Raw genomic sequence first — 15201 nt, 5'->3', positions numbered from 1 at the left:
CGATCGGGGAACTGCGCAAGGGATGCGGAAGGTACGTGACTGGACCTCGCCCCTGCTCCGGCTGGCGAAGCGGCACCGGGACCCCGTGGTCGTGCAGGCGCTGCGCTCCACGACGGCGGCGACGATCGCGTATGTGATCGCGTTGCGGCTGAGTCCGGAGCCGGCGCCGCTGACCGCGCCGCTGACGGCTCTGCTCGTCGTCCAGGTGACCCTCTACTCCACGCTGACCACCGGCATCCGCCGCGTGAACTCCGTGGTGGCCGGAGTGCTGGTGGCCATCGCCTTCTCGCTGCTGGTGGGGCTGACCTGGTGGAGCCTCGCACTGGTGATCCTGGCGGCGCTGGCGGTCGGGCACATGGTGCGGGTGGACGAGTTCGTGCCCGAGGTGGCGATCAGCGCGATGCTGGTCCTCGGCGTCACCGCCGTGGGCAGTACCGCCTCGGCGCGGGTCGAGGAGACGCTGATCGGCGCGGGGGTCGGGCTCGCCTGCAACCTGCTGCTCGCTCCCCCGGTGTGGACCGAACAGGCCGGTGCGTCGATCGAGGGCCTGGCCCGGCGTGTGCGGCAGCTGATGCTGCGGCTGGGCGAGGAGGCGGCCGGGCATCCGCCCGTGGAGCTCGCCGCGCAGCGGCTGCACGAGGCGCGCCGGCTGGACCACGACATCTCCGAGGTGGATGCCTCCCTCCGGCAGGCCGAGGACAGCCTGCGGCTCAATCCGCGGGTGCGCGAGGGCATGCTGCACCGGGTGGTGCTGCGCACCGGTCTCGACACGCTGGAGATCTGCACGGTCGTGCTGCGGGTGCTGGCGCGCACCTTCACCGACCTGACGAAGCGGCGGGCCCCCGAGCCGATGTTCTCGCCGCAGACCGGAGCCCTGGTGCAGGAGTTGCTGTCCGAGATCGCCGACGCGGTGGTCAGCTTCGCGGTGCTGGTCACCACGGACGTCAGCGCGAGCGCCGAGGAGGCCGAGGCCCGTCTGGCCGCGGAGCTGCGGCAGACCTCGGCCACCCGCGACAAGGTGGCGCGGCTGCTGCTGGAGGAGGCGCAGCGGGACACGACCCGGTGGCAGCTGTACGGCGCGGTACTCACCGAGGTCGACCGCATCATCGACGAGATGGACACCGAGCACCGCTCACGCCGGCTCCTGGAGGAGCTGGACCGCTACAACCGCGCCCAGCGCGAACGCGCCCCTCGGCTGCCCCGGCTCGGGGATCGGCTGGGCGCGCCGGTCCGGCAGCGGCGGAACCGTGAGGGCGTCGCGCGGCGTTCTGTGCGAGAGGGGCGCGGTCGTCCGACGGCGCGGTCCTGTGAGGGAGGGGAGCGGGCATGACCGAGGCGAAGGTGCGGATCGACGGGAACACGCTGCGGCTGCCGGGCGGTGTGGCGGTGCGGTTCGTGCGCACCCTGCGGCTGCCGGAGCGGGGGACGCATCCGCTGCCGCCGGGGCTTGGCGAGTTCCCGCTGCGCCGGGTGGCCGACTACGCGGACTCGGTGCCCGAGGAGTGGCGGGCGCGCGGCGGGGTGATGCTGCCGGTGTACCTGCGCGAGGCGATGTGGCTGAGCTTCGCGGGCACGACGGAGCCGGCCGCCCTCCAGGTCGGCGTGGGCAAGGTGTGCGCGGTGTCGGGCCGGCCGTGGAGCGACCGGCTGCGCCGCGACCCGCAGAACTACGTGGTGCTGCCCCGCCAGCCGTGGCTGGACGGCATCAACTCCGGCGAGGGCACCGTGCGTCAGTTCGTCGCCGTGCCGCTGGGCCTGGGGGCGAGCGTCGAGGGCCAGGTCACGGGCGAGGAGGTGTGGGGCGGCGTGCAGGTGCAGTCGTTCCCGCTGAACGACGCCGAACTGGCCCGGTGGCGCGAGGAGGAGCGGCTGCGCCGGCGTCGGGAGGCGGCCCGGTCGGCCCAGATCTTCGGTGGCGCCCCCATGGCGGCAGCGGCCCCGCCCGCGCCCGGCGCCGCGCCGGCCGCCCCCCGCCGGGCCGCGCCCGCCATGGGGCTCGGCGTCGGCGGCTCCATGCGCCAGGAGGTGTACCGGGACGACCGACCGCCGGGCGCCTGGTCCGAGCGGCCCGCCGGGCGGGTGTTCGTGCACCTGGTGACGCCTCCCCAGTGGCGCCGCATCACCGGCGAGGCTCCCCCGCCGTCGCCCGTGGACCGCGCCGCGTACACGAACGCCGGCCTGCCCTGGTTCGACTACTACGACCAGGACGCCGAGGACCTCGCCCCCACCGACGCGCTGTCGGCCGTGCGCCCGGCCGGTGACTGGCTCGGCGACGACCACGAGCCGTGGCAGGAGCCGTCGCCGCACCAGGTACACCCTCTGAAGGACGCGCCGGGCAGGCCGGTGGAGGACGGGGACTGGTAGCCGCGCCGACCTCCCACCTCACGCGACCCGGGGCACGCGCGTGCGCGCACGTGCCCCGCGTCCACCCGGACCCGGGGCACGTGCGCGCAGGCGGACCGCGCGTCCATCCCGGACCCGGCCGACCGTCGTCGTCCTGCACCAAGCGTCTCGCTCCGGGCTCCGGGCTCCGGGCTCCGGGCTCCGGGCTCCGGGCTCCGGGCTCCGGGCTCCGGGCTCCGGGCTCCGGGCTCCGGGCTCCGGGCTCCGGGCTCCGGGCTCCGGGCTCCGGGCTCCGGGCTCCGGGCTCCGGGCTCCGGGCTCCGGGCTCCGGGCTCCGGGCTCCGGGCTCCGGGCTCCGGGCTCCGGGCTCCGGGCTCCGGGCTCCGGGCTCCGGGCAAGGCATACCGGCGATGGACGCGGCCCGCGACCTGCGGGACCTGTGGTGGAGTTCGGCGTGCGGGGACGACCTGGGTGGCGGCGGCGAGGGGGTGTCGGTGCGCAGCCGCGGCGTCCTGCCGCGGTTGCGTGGGAGCGGTGGCCCGCGTCAAGGTGGCAGTCACGATCGGGGCAGCCGACGACCTGAGGTGCGGGCATGGACGGTGGTGCGAAGGCATCGGGAGAAGGGTCTCCCCTGACCGGGCGGAGCCCGGAGCCCGGGGGAGGCTGGAGCAGGCGGCGGTTCGTCGGAGCGCTGGCGGGAGCCGCCGCCGTGGTGGCGGTCCCGGCTCCCGCGGCCCCCGGGTCCGGGTCCGCGCCCGGGAGCGCGCCAAAGGCCGCCGCGAGCGGCCGGGAGCAGGCGGCGAGGCCGTCCGGGCGGCGGCCCCTGTACCTGGGCACCTACACCTCCGTGCCGGGCGGCGGCAAGGGCATCGGCCTGGCGGTGTACGACCCGGTGTCGGGCTCCGTCGGCGGCCGGGGCACTCTCGCCGAGGTCGCCGACCCGTCCTACCTCGCCGTGCATCCCGACGGCCGCACGCTGTACGCGGTCGACGAGCGGACGAACGGCGGCGTGACCGCGGTGCGGCTCGCCGACCGGAGGGTCCTGGGCACCCGCAGCACCGGCGGGGCGGCGCCCACCCATCTGTCCGTGCACCCGAGCGGGCGCTGGCTGCTCAGCGCCAACTACGGGTCCGGCAGCGTGGCCGTGCACCCCATCGCCGCCTCGGGCGCGCTCGGCGAGCGGGCCGACCTGGTGACCCACACCAGCCCGCCGCCCGGACCCGGGCAGCAAGGGCCGCACGCCCACCAGGTCATCACCAGCCCCGACGGCGGCCACGTCCTCGCCGTGGACCTCGGGACCGACACCGTCTACACCTATCGCCTGAACACCGGCACGGGCCGCCTCACCGAGGTCTCCCAGGCGCACACCCGGCCCGGCGCCGGACCGCGCCAGCTGACCTTTCACCCGAACGGCCGATACGCCTATCTCGCCAACGAGGTCGGCGACACCGTCGCGGTCTGCGCGTACGACCGGTCCACGGGGCGGCTGACCATCGGCGCGACGGAGTCGACGGGCGGGGGCACGGGCGCGAACTATCCGTCGCAGGTCCTGGTCACGGCCGACGGCCGGTTCGCGTACCTGGCCAACCGGGGCCACAACACCCTGGCGCGCTACGCCGTGGAGGCGGGCGGGGCCCGGCTCCGGCTGCTGGGCACGACCCCGGTCGCGGGCGACTTCCCGCGTCAGATCGCCTTCTCGCCCGACGGCGCGCTGCTGTTCGCCGCGAACCAGAAGTCGAGCACGGTCAGCGTCTTCCACGTCGACCGCGCGAACGGCGCGCTGCGCCTGGCGGGTACGCCGTTCCCCTCACCCGTCGCCGTCTGCGCGCTGCCGCTGTAGGGCGCGCGGGCAGGATGCGGCGCCCGCCTGGAGCAGCAGGGCGTGCATGCGTTCGGTGAGCGCGGCGACGTCGTCGGCGGGTGTGTGGAACGGCAGGCGGACGTCGCCGTGGCCGCGGGCGCGTTCGATGCGCAGGGTCAGTGCGTGCCGGTCGACGGCGAGCGGCCGGACGCGTACCGCGCCGTGCAGGCTGTCGGGTCCGACCAGCCGGGTCAGCCGCTCCACCGCCTCGGGATGGGCGTCGGCGAGGTGGGTGAGCAGACCGGCCTCCGCCAGGGCGAGCGGATCGGGCGCGGCGGCGGTGAACTCCTCGATGCCGACGACGACCGTGCCGGACGGCTGCCGCAGCACGACACGCGCGGGATGGAACACCAGGTGCCGGGCCTCGGGGACGAGCCGGCCGGCGAGCCGGAGCCGGGCGCGGATCCGGTCGCGCACGGGGACGGGGGCGACGTCGGCGAACTCCAGGACGGCCGACGGCTCGCCGCGCGGCGCGCGGATCGCGGCGCTGCCCAGGGCGCTGTCCTCGGGCACGCGCAGCACGACGCGGCCGTCCCCGCGCACGGTGTGGGCACCGACGTACTCCTCCCGTCCGCCCTGCGCGGTCACCGCGCAGGACCAGGCGGCGGCGAGCACGGACCGCGCCCGCTGGGCCGCTCCTGGCACCGCCGTCCAGGTCTGGCTGTCGTCCATCCCTCAACCTCCTTCTTAGGTAAGGCTTGCCTAACCTATCGAAGATCGGGGGGCGTGCCAACCAGGGAGGGCGTCGTCGACCGGGCGGTCAGCTCCGCGCCGTCCAGTGCGCGGGACGGGAGACCGATCCGGGCAGCCGGGTGCCGGTACTGCCCCGGGCCGCGTCAACCTGCGGCTGGGTGAGGAAGAACGCGCCGGTGAGATCGGCGTCCGTCAGGTTCGCGTTGCGCAGGTCGGCGCCGATCAGGTCCGCGTCCCGCAGATCCGCTCCGGTGAGGTCGGCGGCGATCAGGCAGGCGCCGCGCAGACTGGCCCCGCGCAGGTCCGTCCGATTCAGCCGGGCCCCGATCAGGTCCGCGCCGCGCCGGTCCTTCGGCCGTCCCTTCCCGCGCCGCACCCCGGCCCGCGCCAGCTCACTGGCGCGCAGCAGCAGGACGTTGACCTCCCGGCGGTGGGCGTCCACGTCCAGCGCGACGAGTTCGACGGGCGGCAGGAGGGTGAGCTGTTCGGTCCGCTCCAGCGCCCGGCGCAGCTCGCCGTGCACCGGGCGGGCGGCGCCCAGGGCGAGCGCCTCGGTCACGTACCACATCAGCTCGTGCAGGTGCCGCACGACCGGGAACACCTCGAACATCAGCCGGGCGTCCTCCCCGTCCTCCCCGGCCGTGCGCCAGTCCCGCCCGCCGAAGACGACCTGCGAGACCTTCTGTCCCGCGCCGAAGCAGTCGTAGACCGTGCACCCGGTGAAGCCCTGCTGCCGGAGCCGCGTGTGGATGCCGCACCGGTGGTCGTCCCGAAGGTTCGGGCACGGCTTTCCCGCGGGCTTGTCCAGGGCGAAGTCCGCGGAGGCGGCGAAGGGCAGGGCGACACAGCACAGCCCGAAGCACCGCGCGCAGTCGCCGCGCAGTCCGCTCCGGTCGTGCCCGGCGTCTTTCCGGTCTTGCATGGTGTGTCAGCCTTCTGATCGTGGTGTGCGGGGCCCGGACGGGCGGTTCACCGCAGGAAGGCGGCGGTGGCCGCCACGAACCGGTCGGCGTCGTCGAGCCACGGGTAGTGCCCCGCACCGGGCTGGACGACCCGTTCGGCGTGCGGGAAGATCCCGGCGTACTCGGCCATGGCGGCGGGAGGCGAGTTCAGGTCGACCTCACCGGCGAGCACGAGCACCGGGGAGGTGAACCGGGCGAGCGCCGCCCGGGTGGCGTCCGGGTCGAAGGCGCCGTCGGCGGCGTACGCGGCCGCGGCCTCGGCGTTCTTCTGCGCGGCGTCGGCGGCGTCGAGGGCCCGGGCCGCCGCGTCCCAGCGGCCGTGGCGGAGCGGCGCGAGCGCCTGCCAGTGGGCGTCCGCCGCCCGGCCCGCCGTGATCTCCTCCAGGGCCGCGTACGCCGCCGCGAACCAGGGCTCGCCCGCACGCCGCCGCGCCGTCTCGCGCCGGTCCTCGCCGGTGACCTCGATACCCACGGCCAGGACGCTCGGCGTGATCAGCGCCAGTCTGCCGACGCGTTCGGGGTGGCGGGCCGCGTACAGCGCCGCCAGGTTCGCGCCGGCGGAGTGCGCGAGCACGTCCACGCGCTCCACGCCCAGATGCTCGCGCAGTGCCTCGACGTCGTCGACGAGCCGGTCGCAGCGGTAGCTCGCGGGGTCCCGCGGGACCGCCGATCCCCCGGTGCCCCTGAGGTCCGGCAGCACCAGCCGCCGGTGCGCGGACAGACCGCCGAGGTCGCCGAGGTAGTCCGAGGCCCGCATGGGTCCGCCGGGCAGGCAGATGACCGGAGGGCCCTCTCCGAGGACGCGGTGGGCGAGGGTCGTCGCGTCGTACGCGCGGTGGTGGTCGGGCATGGCGACGACCCTGTCAGGACCGCCGCCCGCCGGGCAACCGAGTTCCCGGCCCCGGGCCGCTCAGCAATCCCGTGCGGCCGCCAGGTCCAGGTGTCCGAGCCGTTCGGGGTCGGCCAGGATGTACATGTGGGTGATCCGGCCGTCGGCGACGACCACGCCCATGACCGACAGCGGCCCGTCCTCGGGCGCGTTGGCCATCCCGACCGAGCCGTTGACCAGCACCAGGCGGGCCGTCCCCGCGTACTGCGAGAACGTGAGGGCCTGGGCGGCCACCGTCCTCGCCCCGTGGACCACCTTGGAGGCGGCCGCGCCCCGGGCGAGCACGCCGGAGTCGACCCGCAGCACCACGTCCGGGTGGAGGACCGCCACCAGCGCCTCGAAGTCGCCGCCGCGCGAGGCGGCGAGGAAGGCCTCAAGCACCTGCTTCTGCCGGGCGAGGTCGGCCTCGACGGACGGGGTGGCGCCCTGCACCCGGCGGCGGGCGCGGCTGACGAGCTGCCGGGTCGCGGCGGCGCCGCGCTCCACGATCGGCGCGATGTCGTCGAAGGGCACCGCGAACAGGTCGTGGAGCACGAACGCCAGCCGCTCGTCGGGCCGAAGCGTCTCCAGGACGACGAGCAGGGCGAGGCCCACCGAGTCGGCCCGGACCGCCTCCTGCTCCGGGTCGGTCGGGGTCAGGGACCGGATCACGGGGTCCGGGACGAAGGTGTCGAGGGTGTCGTCGATCGGCTCCTCGCGGCGGGCCCTGCGCGCACGCAGCAGGTCGAGGCAGACCCGGCCGGTCACGGTGGTGAGCCAGGCGCCGAGGTTGCGGATGGCGCCGGTGTCCGTGCGGGTCAGCTTCAGCCAGGTCTCCTGGACGGCGTCCTCGGCCTCGGGCACCGAGCCGAGCATGCGGTAGGCCACCGCCCGCAACTGCCCGCGGTGCTCCTCGAAGTTCCGTGCCAGGACTTCCTCGTCAGCCATGCCGGCCATGTCCTTCCCACCCCGTTCCCCCGTGTGTCCCGAGCATCCTAGTGCCGCGTCAGGTGACGTTTGCCCCGCCGCGGCACTAGGCCTCGGGGTCACGGACGTGGACCGCTCCCGCCGAGGTCACACGTCGCCGCGGACCAGACCGAGCAGCCGGTCCAGGACGCGGGGCCCGCCGGCCCGGACGCCGTCGTGCTCGAACTCGTCGGTGACCCAGGTGCGCAGGCCCCGGATCGCGCGGGCGGTACCGAGGGCGTGGGCGGTGTCGACGTACATGTCGTCGTGGTAGACGGCCGCGGCGACCGGGACCTCGTTGACGGCGAGGCGGGCGGGGTCGTACAGGGGCTGCCAGTCGGTGCGGGCGGCGAGCACGTCGGCGGTCTCGCGCAGCGGGCGCAGCGCCGGGTCGCAGTCGAACATCCAGGGGTGCACGCTCTCGCCGGTGAACAGCACCGGCCCGTCGCCGGCGAGGGCCTTGGCGGCGTCGAACTGCGGGAACTCCGCGCGGACCCGCTCGGCCGACCAGGCGGTGGGGCGGGCGTCCTGACCGTAGATCGCCTCGTGGACGAGGGCGTACAGCGGGTGACCCGCGTACGACAGCAGGCCCTGCACCTCCTCCTGGAAGGCGTCGGACAGTTCCGGGCCGTTCGGGGTGCGGACGAAGGCGTGTTCAAGGAGGAAGTGGAGTCGGTGGCCGCCGTCGCCACTGCCGAGCATGATGCCGAGCGACTGGAACGCCTCGACGGTCAGCCGGTAGCCGTTCGGGAGCACCACGTCGTGGGTGAGCAGGTGGTCGGCGATGCGGCGGGCGCGGTCGACGTCCTGCGGGTAGCGGGCGTAGTGGGCGGCGACCTTGCGCTCGATGCGCGGGTAGGCGGCCCGGTAGACGTCGTCGGCGTGGGCGTCGAGCGCGGGCAGTCCGCCGGTGATCAGGGCGGCGGCCATGCCCTCGGGGTGCGTGGACAGGTAGTTCACGGCGCAGAAGCCACCGAAGCTCTGCCCGAGGACGGTCCAGGGCGCGCCGCCGGTCAGCTCGGGACGGATCGCCTCGCAGTCGCGGACGATCGAGTCGGCGCGGAAGTGCGTGAGGTAGTCGGCCTGTGCGGCGGCGCCGCCGCGCAGCGGCAGGGTCTGGCGGTTGGCGGGCGTGGAGTGGCCGGTGCCGCGCTGGTCGAGGAGCAGGACCCGGTAGTCCTCCAGGGCGCGGCCGAGCCAGGCCTGCCGTCCGATGAAACGGTTCGCCCCGAAGCCGGGACCGCCCTGGAGGTAGACCAGCCACGGGAGGTCCCTGTCGGCCTTGTCCCGCGCGACGGCCTCACGTGCGTAGAGCTCGATCGTCTCCCCTGCCGGGTCGTCGTGGTCGAGCGGCACGGTGAAGGTGCGGTCGGTGAGGACGACGCCGGGGTGGCGGTAGCTGACGGTCAAGGGTTCTCCCGGGACGGAGGGTTTACGGCCGCGTCCCAGTTCAGCACATGTTCCTCCGTCGTCCGAGCGCGGGGAGCAGGAATTCGTGTCGCGTGCGCGGTGGACGCGTCAGTAGGTGGCCGCCGGGCGCCCGGGCAGGCTGGAGCTGCGTACCACCAGCTCCGGCTGGAGCACCACCCGGCGGTGCTCGTGCACCGCCGGTGCCCCCGGCGCCTCGGTCTCCTCCAGCAGCAGCTCCGCCGCCAGGGCGCCCATGGTGACCGCGGGCTGGCGGACCGAGGTGAGCGGCACGGCCGCGGCGGCGGCGAACTCGATGTCGTCGTAGCCGACGATGGCGAGGTCGTCGGGGACACGGACCCCGGCCGCGTACATGGCCTGCAGCACGCCGAGGGCGAGCAGGTCGTTGGCGCAGAAGACGGCCGTGGGCCGGTCGGCGAGGCCCAGGAGGCGGGCGCCGGCGTCCCGTCCGGCGGCCACGTCGAGGCGCTCGGTGGGCAGCTCGCGCAGCGCGTCGGGGCCGAGACCGGCCTCGGCGAGCGCGTTCAGGGCGCCGGTGCGGCGGTCGCGCACCTGGTTCAGGCCGGGCGGCCCGCTGACGTACGCGAGGGAGCGGTGCCCCGCGTCCACCAGGTGCCGTACCGCCAGGGCGCCGCCCGCCACGTCGTCCACGGAGACCGAGCACTCGGTGGCGCCCTCGGCGACCCGGTCGACCAGGACGAAGGGGATGCCGTGGCGGCGGAAGGCGGCGATGTTGCGGCCGGTGGCGTCGGCCGGAGTGAGCAGGACGCCGCGCACCCGCTGTTCGGCGAAGAGGGCCAGGTACTCGGCCTCCTCCCCGGGACTCTGCGCGCTGTTGCAGACCATCACGCCGAGCCCGGCCGCGCGGGCCGCCCGCTCGGCGCCCCGGGCGACGTCCACGAAGAAGGGGTTGCCCATGTCGAGGACGAGCAGCCCCATGATCCGGCTGCGGCCCGCACGCAGTTGGCGCGCGGACTCGCTGCGGACGTAGCCGAGCCGGTCGATCGCGGACTGCACGCGGACCCGGGTCTCGGTGGCGACGGTCTCCGGACGGTTGATGACGTTCGAGACCGTGCCCACGGAGACACCGGCGGCGCGTGCGACGTCCTTGATACCCACCGATGGGGCCATCGGGCGGAAACCTCCAGGGATGCGAGGAGCGGCGGGTGAGCCTTCACAGTATCGTCATGGCACCGCACGTCCGAGCCGGTCAGAGGGGGGCCTGCGGCAGACCCTAGAAGTCGAACTGGTCGATGTTCCCGGCGTTGAAGACGGTCGGCTTGCCGAGGTTGATCAGACCGTCCTTGCCGATGGTGTACGACCCCATGGCGCCGGCCTCGAAGGTCTCGCCCTCCTTGCCGGTGATCTGCCCGGAGGAGAGGGCGACCGCGGTGTACGCGGCCAGCTCGCCGAGCTTGGCCGGGTCCCACAGCTCGAAGGCCTCGACGGTGCCGTTCTTGACGTACTTGCGCATGTCGTTGGGGGTGCCGAGGCCGGTCAGCCTGACCTTGCCCTTGTACTTGGAGCCGGACAGGTACTGGGCGGCGGCCTTGATGCCGACGGTGGTCGGGGAGATGATCCCCTTCAGGTTCGGGTACTGCTGGAGCAGGCCCTGGGTCTGCTGGAAGGACGCCTGCGCGTCGTCGTTGCCGTAGGCGACCTTGACCAGCTTGACGTCCTTGTACTTGGGGTCCTTCAGCTCCTGCTTCATGTAGTCGATCCAGGTGTTCTGGTTCGTCGCGGTCTGCGCGGCGGACAGGACCGCGATCTCGCCCTTGTAGCCGATCTGCTGCGCGAGCAGCTGCACCTCGGTGCGGCCGAGGTCCTCGGCGGACGCCTGTGAGACGAAGGCGTCGCGGCACTCGGGCTTGGTGTCGGAGTCGTAGGTGACGACCTTGATGCCGTTCTTCATGGCCTGCTTCAGCGCGGTGCACAGGGCGCCCGGGTCCTGCGCGGACACGGCCATCGCGTCGACCTGCTGCTGGGTGAGGGTGTTGACGTAGGAGACCTGGCCGGAGGTGTCGGTGGCGCTGGACGGTCCGACCTCCTTGTACGTCTCGCCCAGTTCCTCCAGGGCTTTCCTGCCGCCGCCGTCGGCGGAGGTGAAGTAGGGGTTGTTGACCTGTTTGGGCAGGAAGCCGACGGTCAGGCCCTTCTTGGTGGGAGCGTTCGGGTCGGCCTTGCCGGCCGGGGAGGCGACCGCTCCGCCGTCCTTGCCGACGTCGCTCTTGGTGGTGCCGCCGCAGGCGGTGGCGGCGAGGACGAGGGAGGTCGCGGCGGCGAGGGCCGCGCAGGTGCGGCGGATCGTCGACTTGCGCATGGTGAACGTCCTTTACGAGGGTGGCGGGGTGGGCGGAGCGGTTGACGAAGTCGGTGTGGGCGCCTTGGACGCGGGCGCCGAGGAGACTCGGCGCCCGCCCCTGGCCACGGAGACCTGGCGTGCGACCCGCGGGCCGAGGACGGAGACGACGAGCAGGACGCCGGTGACGACGATCTGCGACTGTGCGGAGACGTTCAGCAGGCTCATCACGTTCTGCGACGCGCCCAGCAGGAAGACACCGGCGACGGCGCCGCCGAGTGTGCCCTTCCCGCCGTCGAAGTCGATGCCGCCGAGCAACACCGCCGCAACGACGGACAGTTCGAGCCCGGTGGCGTTGTCGTAGCGGGCGCTGGCGTAGTGCAGGGCCCAGAAGACGCCGGTCAGGGCGGACATGAGGCCGGTGGCGACGAACAGGACCAGCTTGTTGCGCCTGACCCGGATGCCGGCGAACCGGGCCGCCTCCTCACCGGCGCCGATCGCGAACAGCGATCGCCCGAAGGGGGTGGCGTGCAGGGTGACCAGGGCGATCGCCAGCAGGAGCAGGAACGGCAGGAAGGCCTGCGGCAGGAAGGTGTCCCCGACGCGTCCGGCCGCGAAGTCCAGGTACAGGGTGGGGAAGTCGGTCACCGCGTCGGACCCCAGCACGATCTGTGCGATGCCCCGGTAGGCGGCGAGGGTGCCGATGGTCACCGCGAGGGAGGGCAGCCCGAGCCTGGTCACCAGCAGACCGTTGACCAGGCCGCACACCGCGCCGAGGAGCAGGCACAGCGGGATGATCGTCTCGATCGCCATGCCCTGGTTCCACAGGGCGCCCATCACCGCGCCGGACAGACCGGCGGTGGAGGCCACGGACAGGTCGATCTCACCGCAGACCACGAGGAGGGTCATCGGCAGGGCGATCAGCGCGATCGGCAGGGTGTTGCCGATCAGGAACGACACGTTGAGGGCGTTGCCGAAGCCGTCGACGAATCCGAAGGAGAACAGCAGGACGACGACGAGCAGGGCACCGACGACGGTGTCCCAACGCACGGCACGGGAGAGGGTGAGGTCAGCCATGGCGGACGTTCCTCTTCTTCAGGGCCGAGGCCACGCGCAGCGCGACGACGCGGTCGACCGCGATGGCAAGCAGGAGCAGGACGCCGTTGATCGCCAGCACCCAGACGGAGCTGACGCCGAGGGCGGGCAGCACGCTGTTGACGGACGTCAGCAGCAGGGCGCCGAGGGCCGCGCCGTACACGCTGCCGGAGCCGCCGGTGAAGACCACGCCGCCGACCACGACCGCGCTGACGACGGTGAGTTCGTATCCGCCGCCGGTGCCGGAGTCGACGTTGCCGAACCGGGCCAGGTACATCGCCCCGGCGAGGCCGGCGAGGCCGCCGCAGAAGGTGTAGGCGGCCAGGATGCGCCTGCGCACCGGGATGCCGGCGAGCCGGGCCGCCTCCGGGTTGGAGCCGAGCGCGTACAGCTCGCGGCCGCTGCCGTAGTGCTTGAGGTAGTACGCCGTCGCCACCAGGACGGCGAGGGCGATCAGGGCCAGGTAGGGCACCGCCCGGATCCCGCCGGAGCCGAAGTCGACGAAACCGCCGGGCAGGTCGGCCGCGGTGATCTGGCGGGAGCCCACCCAGACGGAGTCGATGCCGCGGATGATGTAGAGCGTGCCGAGGGTGACGACGAGCGCCGGCACCTGACCGAGGCTGACGAGGAGTCCGTTCAGGAGGCCGAGGCCGACACCGAGGAGCACCGCCAGGACGACGGCCACCACGGGGTCGCCGCCGCCCCGCAGACAGGTACCGGCGGCGAAGGCGCAGATACCGAGCGTGGAGCCGACCGACAGGTCGACGTTGCGGGTGATGACGACCAGGGACTGGCCGGTGGCGACCAGCACCAGGATGGTCGCGTTCAGCAGCAGGTCCTTGACGCCCTGCTCGGACAGGAATGCGCTGTTGCCCGCCCGGCCGACCGCGATCAGCGCCAGAAAGACGACCAGGATGGCGAGTTCACGCATCCTGAACACCCGGTCGACCAGCCGGGTGCCACCGGACCGGTGCGCCTCGGCGGCGGAGGCGGGGTTGGGGGCGGTCGCGGTCACGCGGCCCTCCCCGTGGCTGCGGCCATCACGGATTCCTCGGTGGCGTCGGAGCGGGGGATCTCGGCGGTCAGCCGACCCTCGTGCATCACGAGCACGCGGTCGGCCATGCCGAGGATCTCGGGCAGGTCGGAGGAGATCATCAGGACGGCCACCCCGTCGGCGGCCAGTTCACCGAGCAGCCGGTGCACCTCGGCCTTGGTGCCGACGTCGATGCCGCGGGTCGGCTCGTCGACGATGAGCACCTTGGGGCCGGTGGCGAGCCACTTGGCGAGGACGACCTTCTGCTGGTTGCCGCCGGAGAGCGTGGAGACGGCGTCGGCGATCCGGGCGTACTTGACCCTGAGCCTGACCGCCCAGTCCAGGGAGCGGCTGCGTTCCGCGCCCCGGTCCACCAGGCCGGCCTTCACGGTCGCCCGCAGTCCGGTCAGGCCGATGTTGCGCTCGATGGACATGTTCATCACCAAGCCCTGGGCGCGCCGGTCCTCGGGGACCAGGGCGAGCCCGGCGGCCATCGCGGTGGACGGGGCTCCCCTGGTGAGCCGGTGTCCGTCGACCTCGACCTCGCCGCCGTCCCAGCGGTCGACACCGAAGACGGCGCGTGCGACCTCCGTGCGCCCGGCGCCGACCAGTCCGGCGAGGCCCACGATCTCGCCGCGCCGCACGTCGAAGGAGATGTCGGTGAAGGCACCCTCGCGGGTCAGCCGGCGCACGCTGAGCGCCACGTCGCCCGGTGTCACCTCCTGCTTGGGGTAGAGCTCGTCGAGGTCGCGGCCGACCATGCGCCGCACGAGGTCGTCCTCGGTCATGCCGTCCAGTGGCTCGTCGGCGATCCAGGCGCCGTCGCGCAGGGTCGTCACCCGTCGGCAGATCTCGAAGATCTCCTCCAGTCGGTGCGAGATGAACAGCACGGCGGCGCCCTGGTCACGCAGGGCGCGCACGACGTTGAAAAGACGGGCGACCTCACTGCCGGTCAGGGCCGCGGTCGGCTCGTCCATGACGAGGACACGGGCGTCGAAGGAGAGCGCCTTGGCGATCTCGACGATCTGCTGGTCGGCGATGGACAGTCCACGTGCGGGACGATCGGGGTCGAGATCGACACCGAGACGCCCCATCAGGGCGCGGGTGGCCTCGCGGGTGGCCTTGTGGTCGATGCGGCCCAGGGCCCGTCGCGGCCTGCGGCTCATGAAGATGTTCTCGGCGATCGACAGGTCGGGGAAGAGTGTCGGTTCCTGGTAGATCACGGCGATGCCGGCGTCGCGGGCGTCGCCGGGGCCGTGGAAGACGACGGGCTCGCCGTCGAGCAGCACCTGGCCGGTGTCGGGCCGGTGCACCCCGGCGAGGGTCTTGATGAGGGTCGACTTGCCGGCGCCGTTCTCCCCGGCGAGGGCGTGCACCTCTCCCGGAAGCAGCTCCAGGGACACGTTCCTGAGGGCACGCACCGCACCGAAGGACTTCGAGACGTCCCTGAGCGCGAGCACCGGGGCCGGGCCCGCGACGGACGGGTGAGTCATGGGGAGCTCCTCGACGACGCCGGCGGAAGGGCCGCCCCACGCCGTGAAAGGTTTCAACCTGGATGCCGGGACGTTAGGCAAGGAGCCGATGTCACGTCAATGGGTGCGGATCGAAAACATCCCAGCGTCGAAAGCGCCGAAGGAATAACGGATGACTGCC

At 73.5% G+C, this 15201-nt stretch carries 13 protein-coding genes; 3 read left to right on the top strand and 10 right to left on the bottom strand.

Features of this window, described 5'->3' with window-relative positions:
* Nucleotides 1-22 precede the first annotated feature (22 nt).
* The 3 genes from ACTYVM_RS10120 (at nucleotide 23) to ACTYVM_RS10110 (ending at nucleotide 4183) form a co-directional block, all read left to right on the top strand.
* Nucleotides 23-1330 (top strand): FUSC family protein, encoded by a 1308-nt coding sequence (locus ACTYVM_RS10120; RefSeq protein WP_445525579.1) that lies wholly within the window; start codon nucleotides 23-25, stop codon nucleotides 1328-1330.
* Complete coding sequence (locus tag ACTYVM_RS10115; RefSeq protein WP_445525578.1) at nucleotides 1327-2364, top strand: hypothetical protein; 1038 nt, start codon at nucleotides 1327-1329, stop codon at nucleotides 2362-2364. The genes ACTYVM_RS10120 and ACTYVM_RS10115 overlap by 4 nt, the downstream gene beginning before the upstream one ends.
* 571 nt (nucleotides 2365-2935) lie before the next feature.
* On the top strand, nucleotides 2936-4183 hold the full coding sequence (locus ACTYVM_RS10110; RefSeq protein ID WP_445525577.1) for a lactonase family protein: 1248 nt from the start codon (nucleotides 2936-2938) through the stop codon (nucleotides 4181-4183).
* On the opposite strand, the gene ACTYVM_RS10105 is transcribed toward ACTYVM_RS10110, so the two are convergent.
* The 10 genes from ACTYVM_RS10105 to ACTYVM_RS10060 all read right to left on the bottom strand — a co-directional run bounded on the left by ACTYVM_RS10105 (nucleotide 4151) and on the right by ACTYVM_RS10060 (nucleotide 15041).
* Entirely contained in the window at nucleotides 4151-4876 is a 726-nt protein-coding gene (locus ACTYVM_RS10105; RefSeq protein WP_445525576.1) for a DUF2470 domain-containing protein, read from the bottom strand. The two genes, ACTYVM_RS10110 and ACTYVM_RS10105, sit on opposite strands and share 33 nt — an antisense overlap.
* An 88-nt stretch (nucleotides 4877-4964) precedes the next feature.
* On the bottom strand, nucleotides 4965-5819 hold the full coding sequence (locus ACTYVM_RS10100) for a pentapeptide repeat-containing protein (protein WP_445525575.1): 855 nt from the start codon (nucleotides 5817-5819) through the stop codon (nucleotides 4965-4967).
* Nucleotides 5820-5866: 47 nt separating this feature from the next.
* On the bottom strand, nucleotides 5867-6709 hold the full coding sequence (locus ACTYVM_RS10095) for an alpha/beta fold hydrolase (protein ID WP_445525574.1): 843 nt from the start codon (nucleotides 6707-6709) through the stop codon (nucleotides 5867-5869).
* A gap of 60 nt (nucleotides 6710-6769) precedes the next feature.
* Nucleotides 6770-7675 carry an RNA polymerase sigma factor SigJ gene (gene sigJ / locus ACTYVM_RS10090; RefSeq protein WP_445525573.1) on the bottom strand — a complete coding sequence of 302 codons (906 nt, stop codon included), beginning with the start codon at nucleotides 7673-7675 and terminating at the stop codon, nucleotides 6770-6772.
* Between the two features lie 126 nt (nucleotides 7676-7801).
* Entirely contained in the window at nucleotides 7802-9103 is a 1302-nt protein-coding gene (locus ACTYVM_RS10085; RefSeq protein WP_445525572.1) for an alpha/beta fold hydrolase, read from the bottom strand.
* Nucleotides 9104-9211: 108 nt separating this feature from the next.
* Nucleotides 9212-10252, bottom strand: a complete 1041-nt coding sequence (locus tag ACTYVM_RS10080) for a LacI family DNA-binding transcriptional regulator (RefSeq protein WP_445525571.1) — start codon at nucleotides 10250-10252, stop codon at nucleotides 9212-9214.
* Nucleotides 10253-10355: 103 nt separating this feature from the next.
* Complete coding sequence (rhaS, locus tag ACTYVM_RS10075) at nucleotides 10356-11441, bottom strand: rhamnose ABC transporter substrate-binding protein (protein ID WP_445525570.1); 1086 nt, start codon at nucleotides 11439-11441, stop codon at nucleotides 10356-10358.
* 12 nt (nucleotides 11442-11453) lie between these two features.
* Nucleotides 11454-12497, bottom strand: a complete 1044-nt coding sequence (locus tag ACTYVM_RS10070) for an ABC transporter permease (RefSeq protein ID WP_445525569.1) — start codon at nucleotides 12495-12497, stop codon at nucleotides 11454-11456.
* Nucleotides 12490-13530 carry an ABC transporter permease gene (locus ACTYVM_RS10065; protein WP_445525568.1) on the bottom strand — a complete coding sequence of 347 codons (1041 nt, stop codon included), beginning with the start codon at nucleotides 13528-13530 and terminating at the stop codon, nucleotides 12490-12492. Before ACTYVM_RS10065 ends, ACTYVM_RS10070 begins: the two co-directional genes overlap by 8 nt.
* Nucleotides 13527-15041, bottom strand: a complete 1515-nt coding sequence (locus ACTYVM_RS10060; RefSeq protein WP_445525567.1) for a sugar ABC transporter ATP-binding protein — start codon at nucleotides 15039-15041, stop codon at nucleotides 13527-13529. Before ACTYVM_RS10060 ends, ACTYVM_RS10065 begins: the two co-directional genes overlap by 4 nt.
* Nucleotides 15042-15201: the final 160 nt, after the last annotated feature.

It is taken from the genome of Streptomyces cyslabdanicus (assembly GCF_052663305.1).
This window is presented reverse-complemented; position numbering and strand designations above follow the sequence as displayed.

Bases quoted from the DNA above. Each gene is read 5' to 3' on its own strand.
- ACTYVM_RS10120 (WP_445525579.1), top strand. From the start codon at position 23: ATGCGGAAGGTACGTGACTGGACCTCGCCCCTGCTCCGGCTGGCGAAG.
- ACTYVM_RS10115 (WP_445525578.1), top strand. From the start codon at position 1,327: ATGACCGAGGCGAAGGTGCGGATCGACGGGAACACGCTGCGGCTGCCG.
- ACTYVM_RS10110 (WP_445525577.1), top strand. From the start codon at position 2,936: ATGGACGGTGGTGCGAAGGCATCGGGAGAAGGGTCTCCCCTGACCGGG.
- ACTYVM_RS10105 (WP_445525576.1), bottom strand. From the start codon at position 4,876: ATGGACGACAGCCAGACCTGGACGGCGGTGCCAGGAGCGGCCCAGCGG.
- ACTYVM_RS10100 (WP_445525575.1), bottom strand. From the start codon at position 5,819: ATGCAAGACCGGAAAGACGCCGGGCACGACCGGAGCGGACTGCGCGGC.
- ACTYVM_RS10095 (WP_445525574.1), bottom strand. From the start codon at position 6,709: ATGCCCGACCACCACCGCGCGTACGACGCGACGACCCTCGCCCACCGC.
- sigJ (WP_445525573.1), bottom strand. From the start codon at position 7,675: ATGGCTGACGAGGAAGTCCTGGCACGGAACTTCGAGGAGCACCGCGGG.
- ACTYVM_RS10080 (WP_445525571.1), bottom strand. From the start codon at position 10,252: ATGGCCCCATCGGTGGGTATCAAGGACGTCGCACGCGCCGCCGGTGTC.
- rhaS (WP_445525570.1), bottom strand. From the start codon at position 11,441: ATGCGCAAGTCGACGATCCGCCGCACCTGCGCGGCCCTCGCCGCCGCG.
- ACTYVM_RS10070 (WP_445525569.1), bottom strand. From the start codon at position 12,497: ATGGCTGACCTCACCCTCTCCCGTGCCGTGCGTTGGGACACCGTCGTC.
- ACTYVM_RS10060 (WP_445525567.1), bottom strand. From the start codon at position 15,041: ATGACTCACCCGTCCGTCGCGGGCCCGGCCCCGGTGCTCGCGCTCAGG.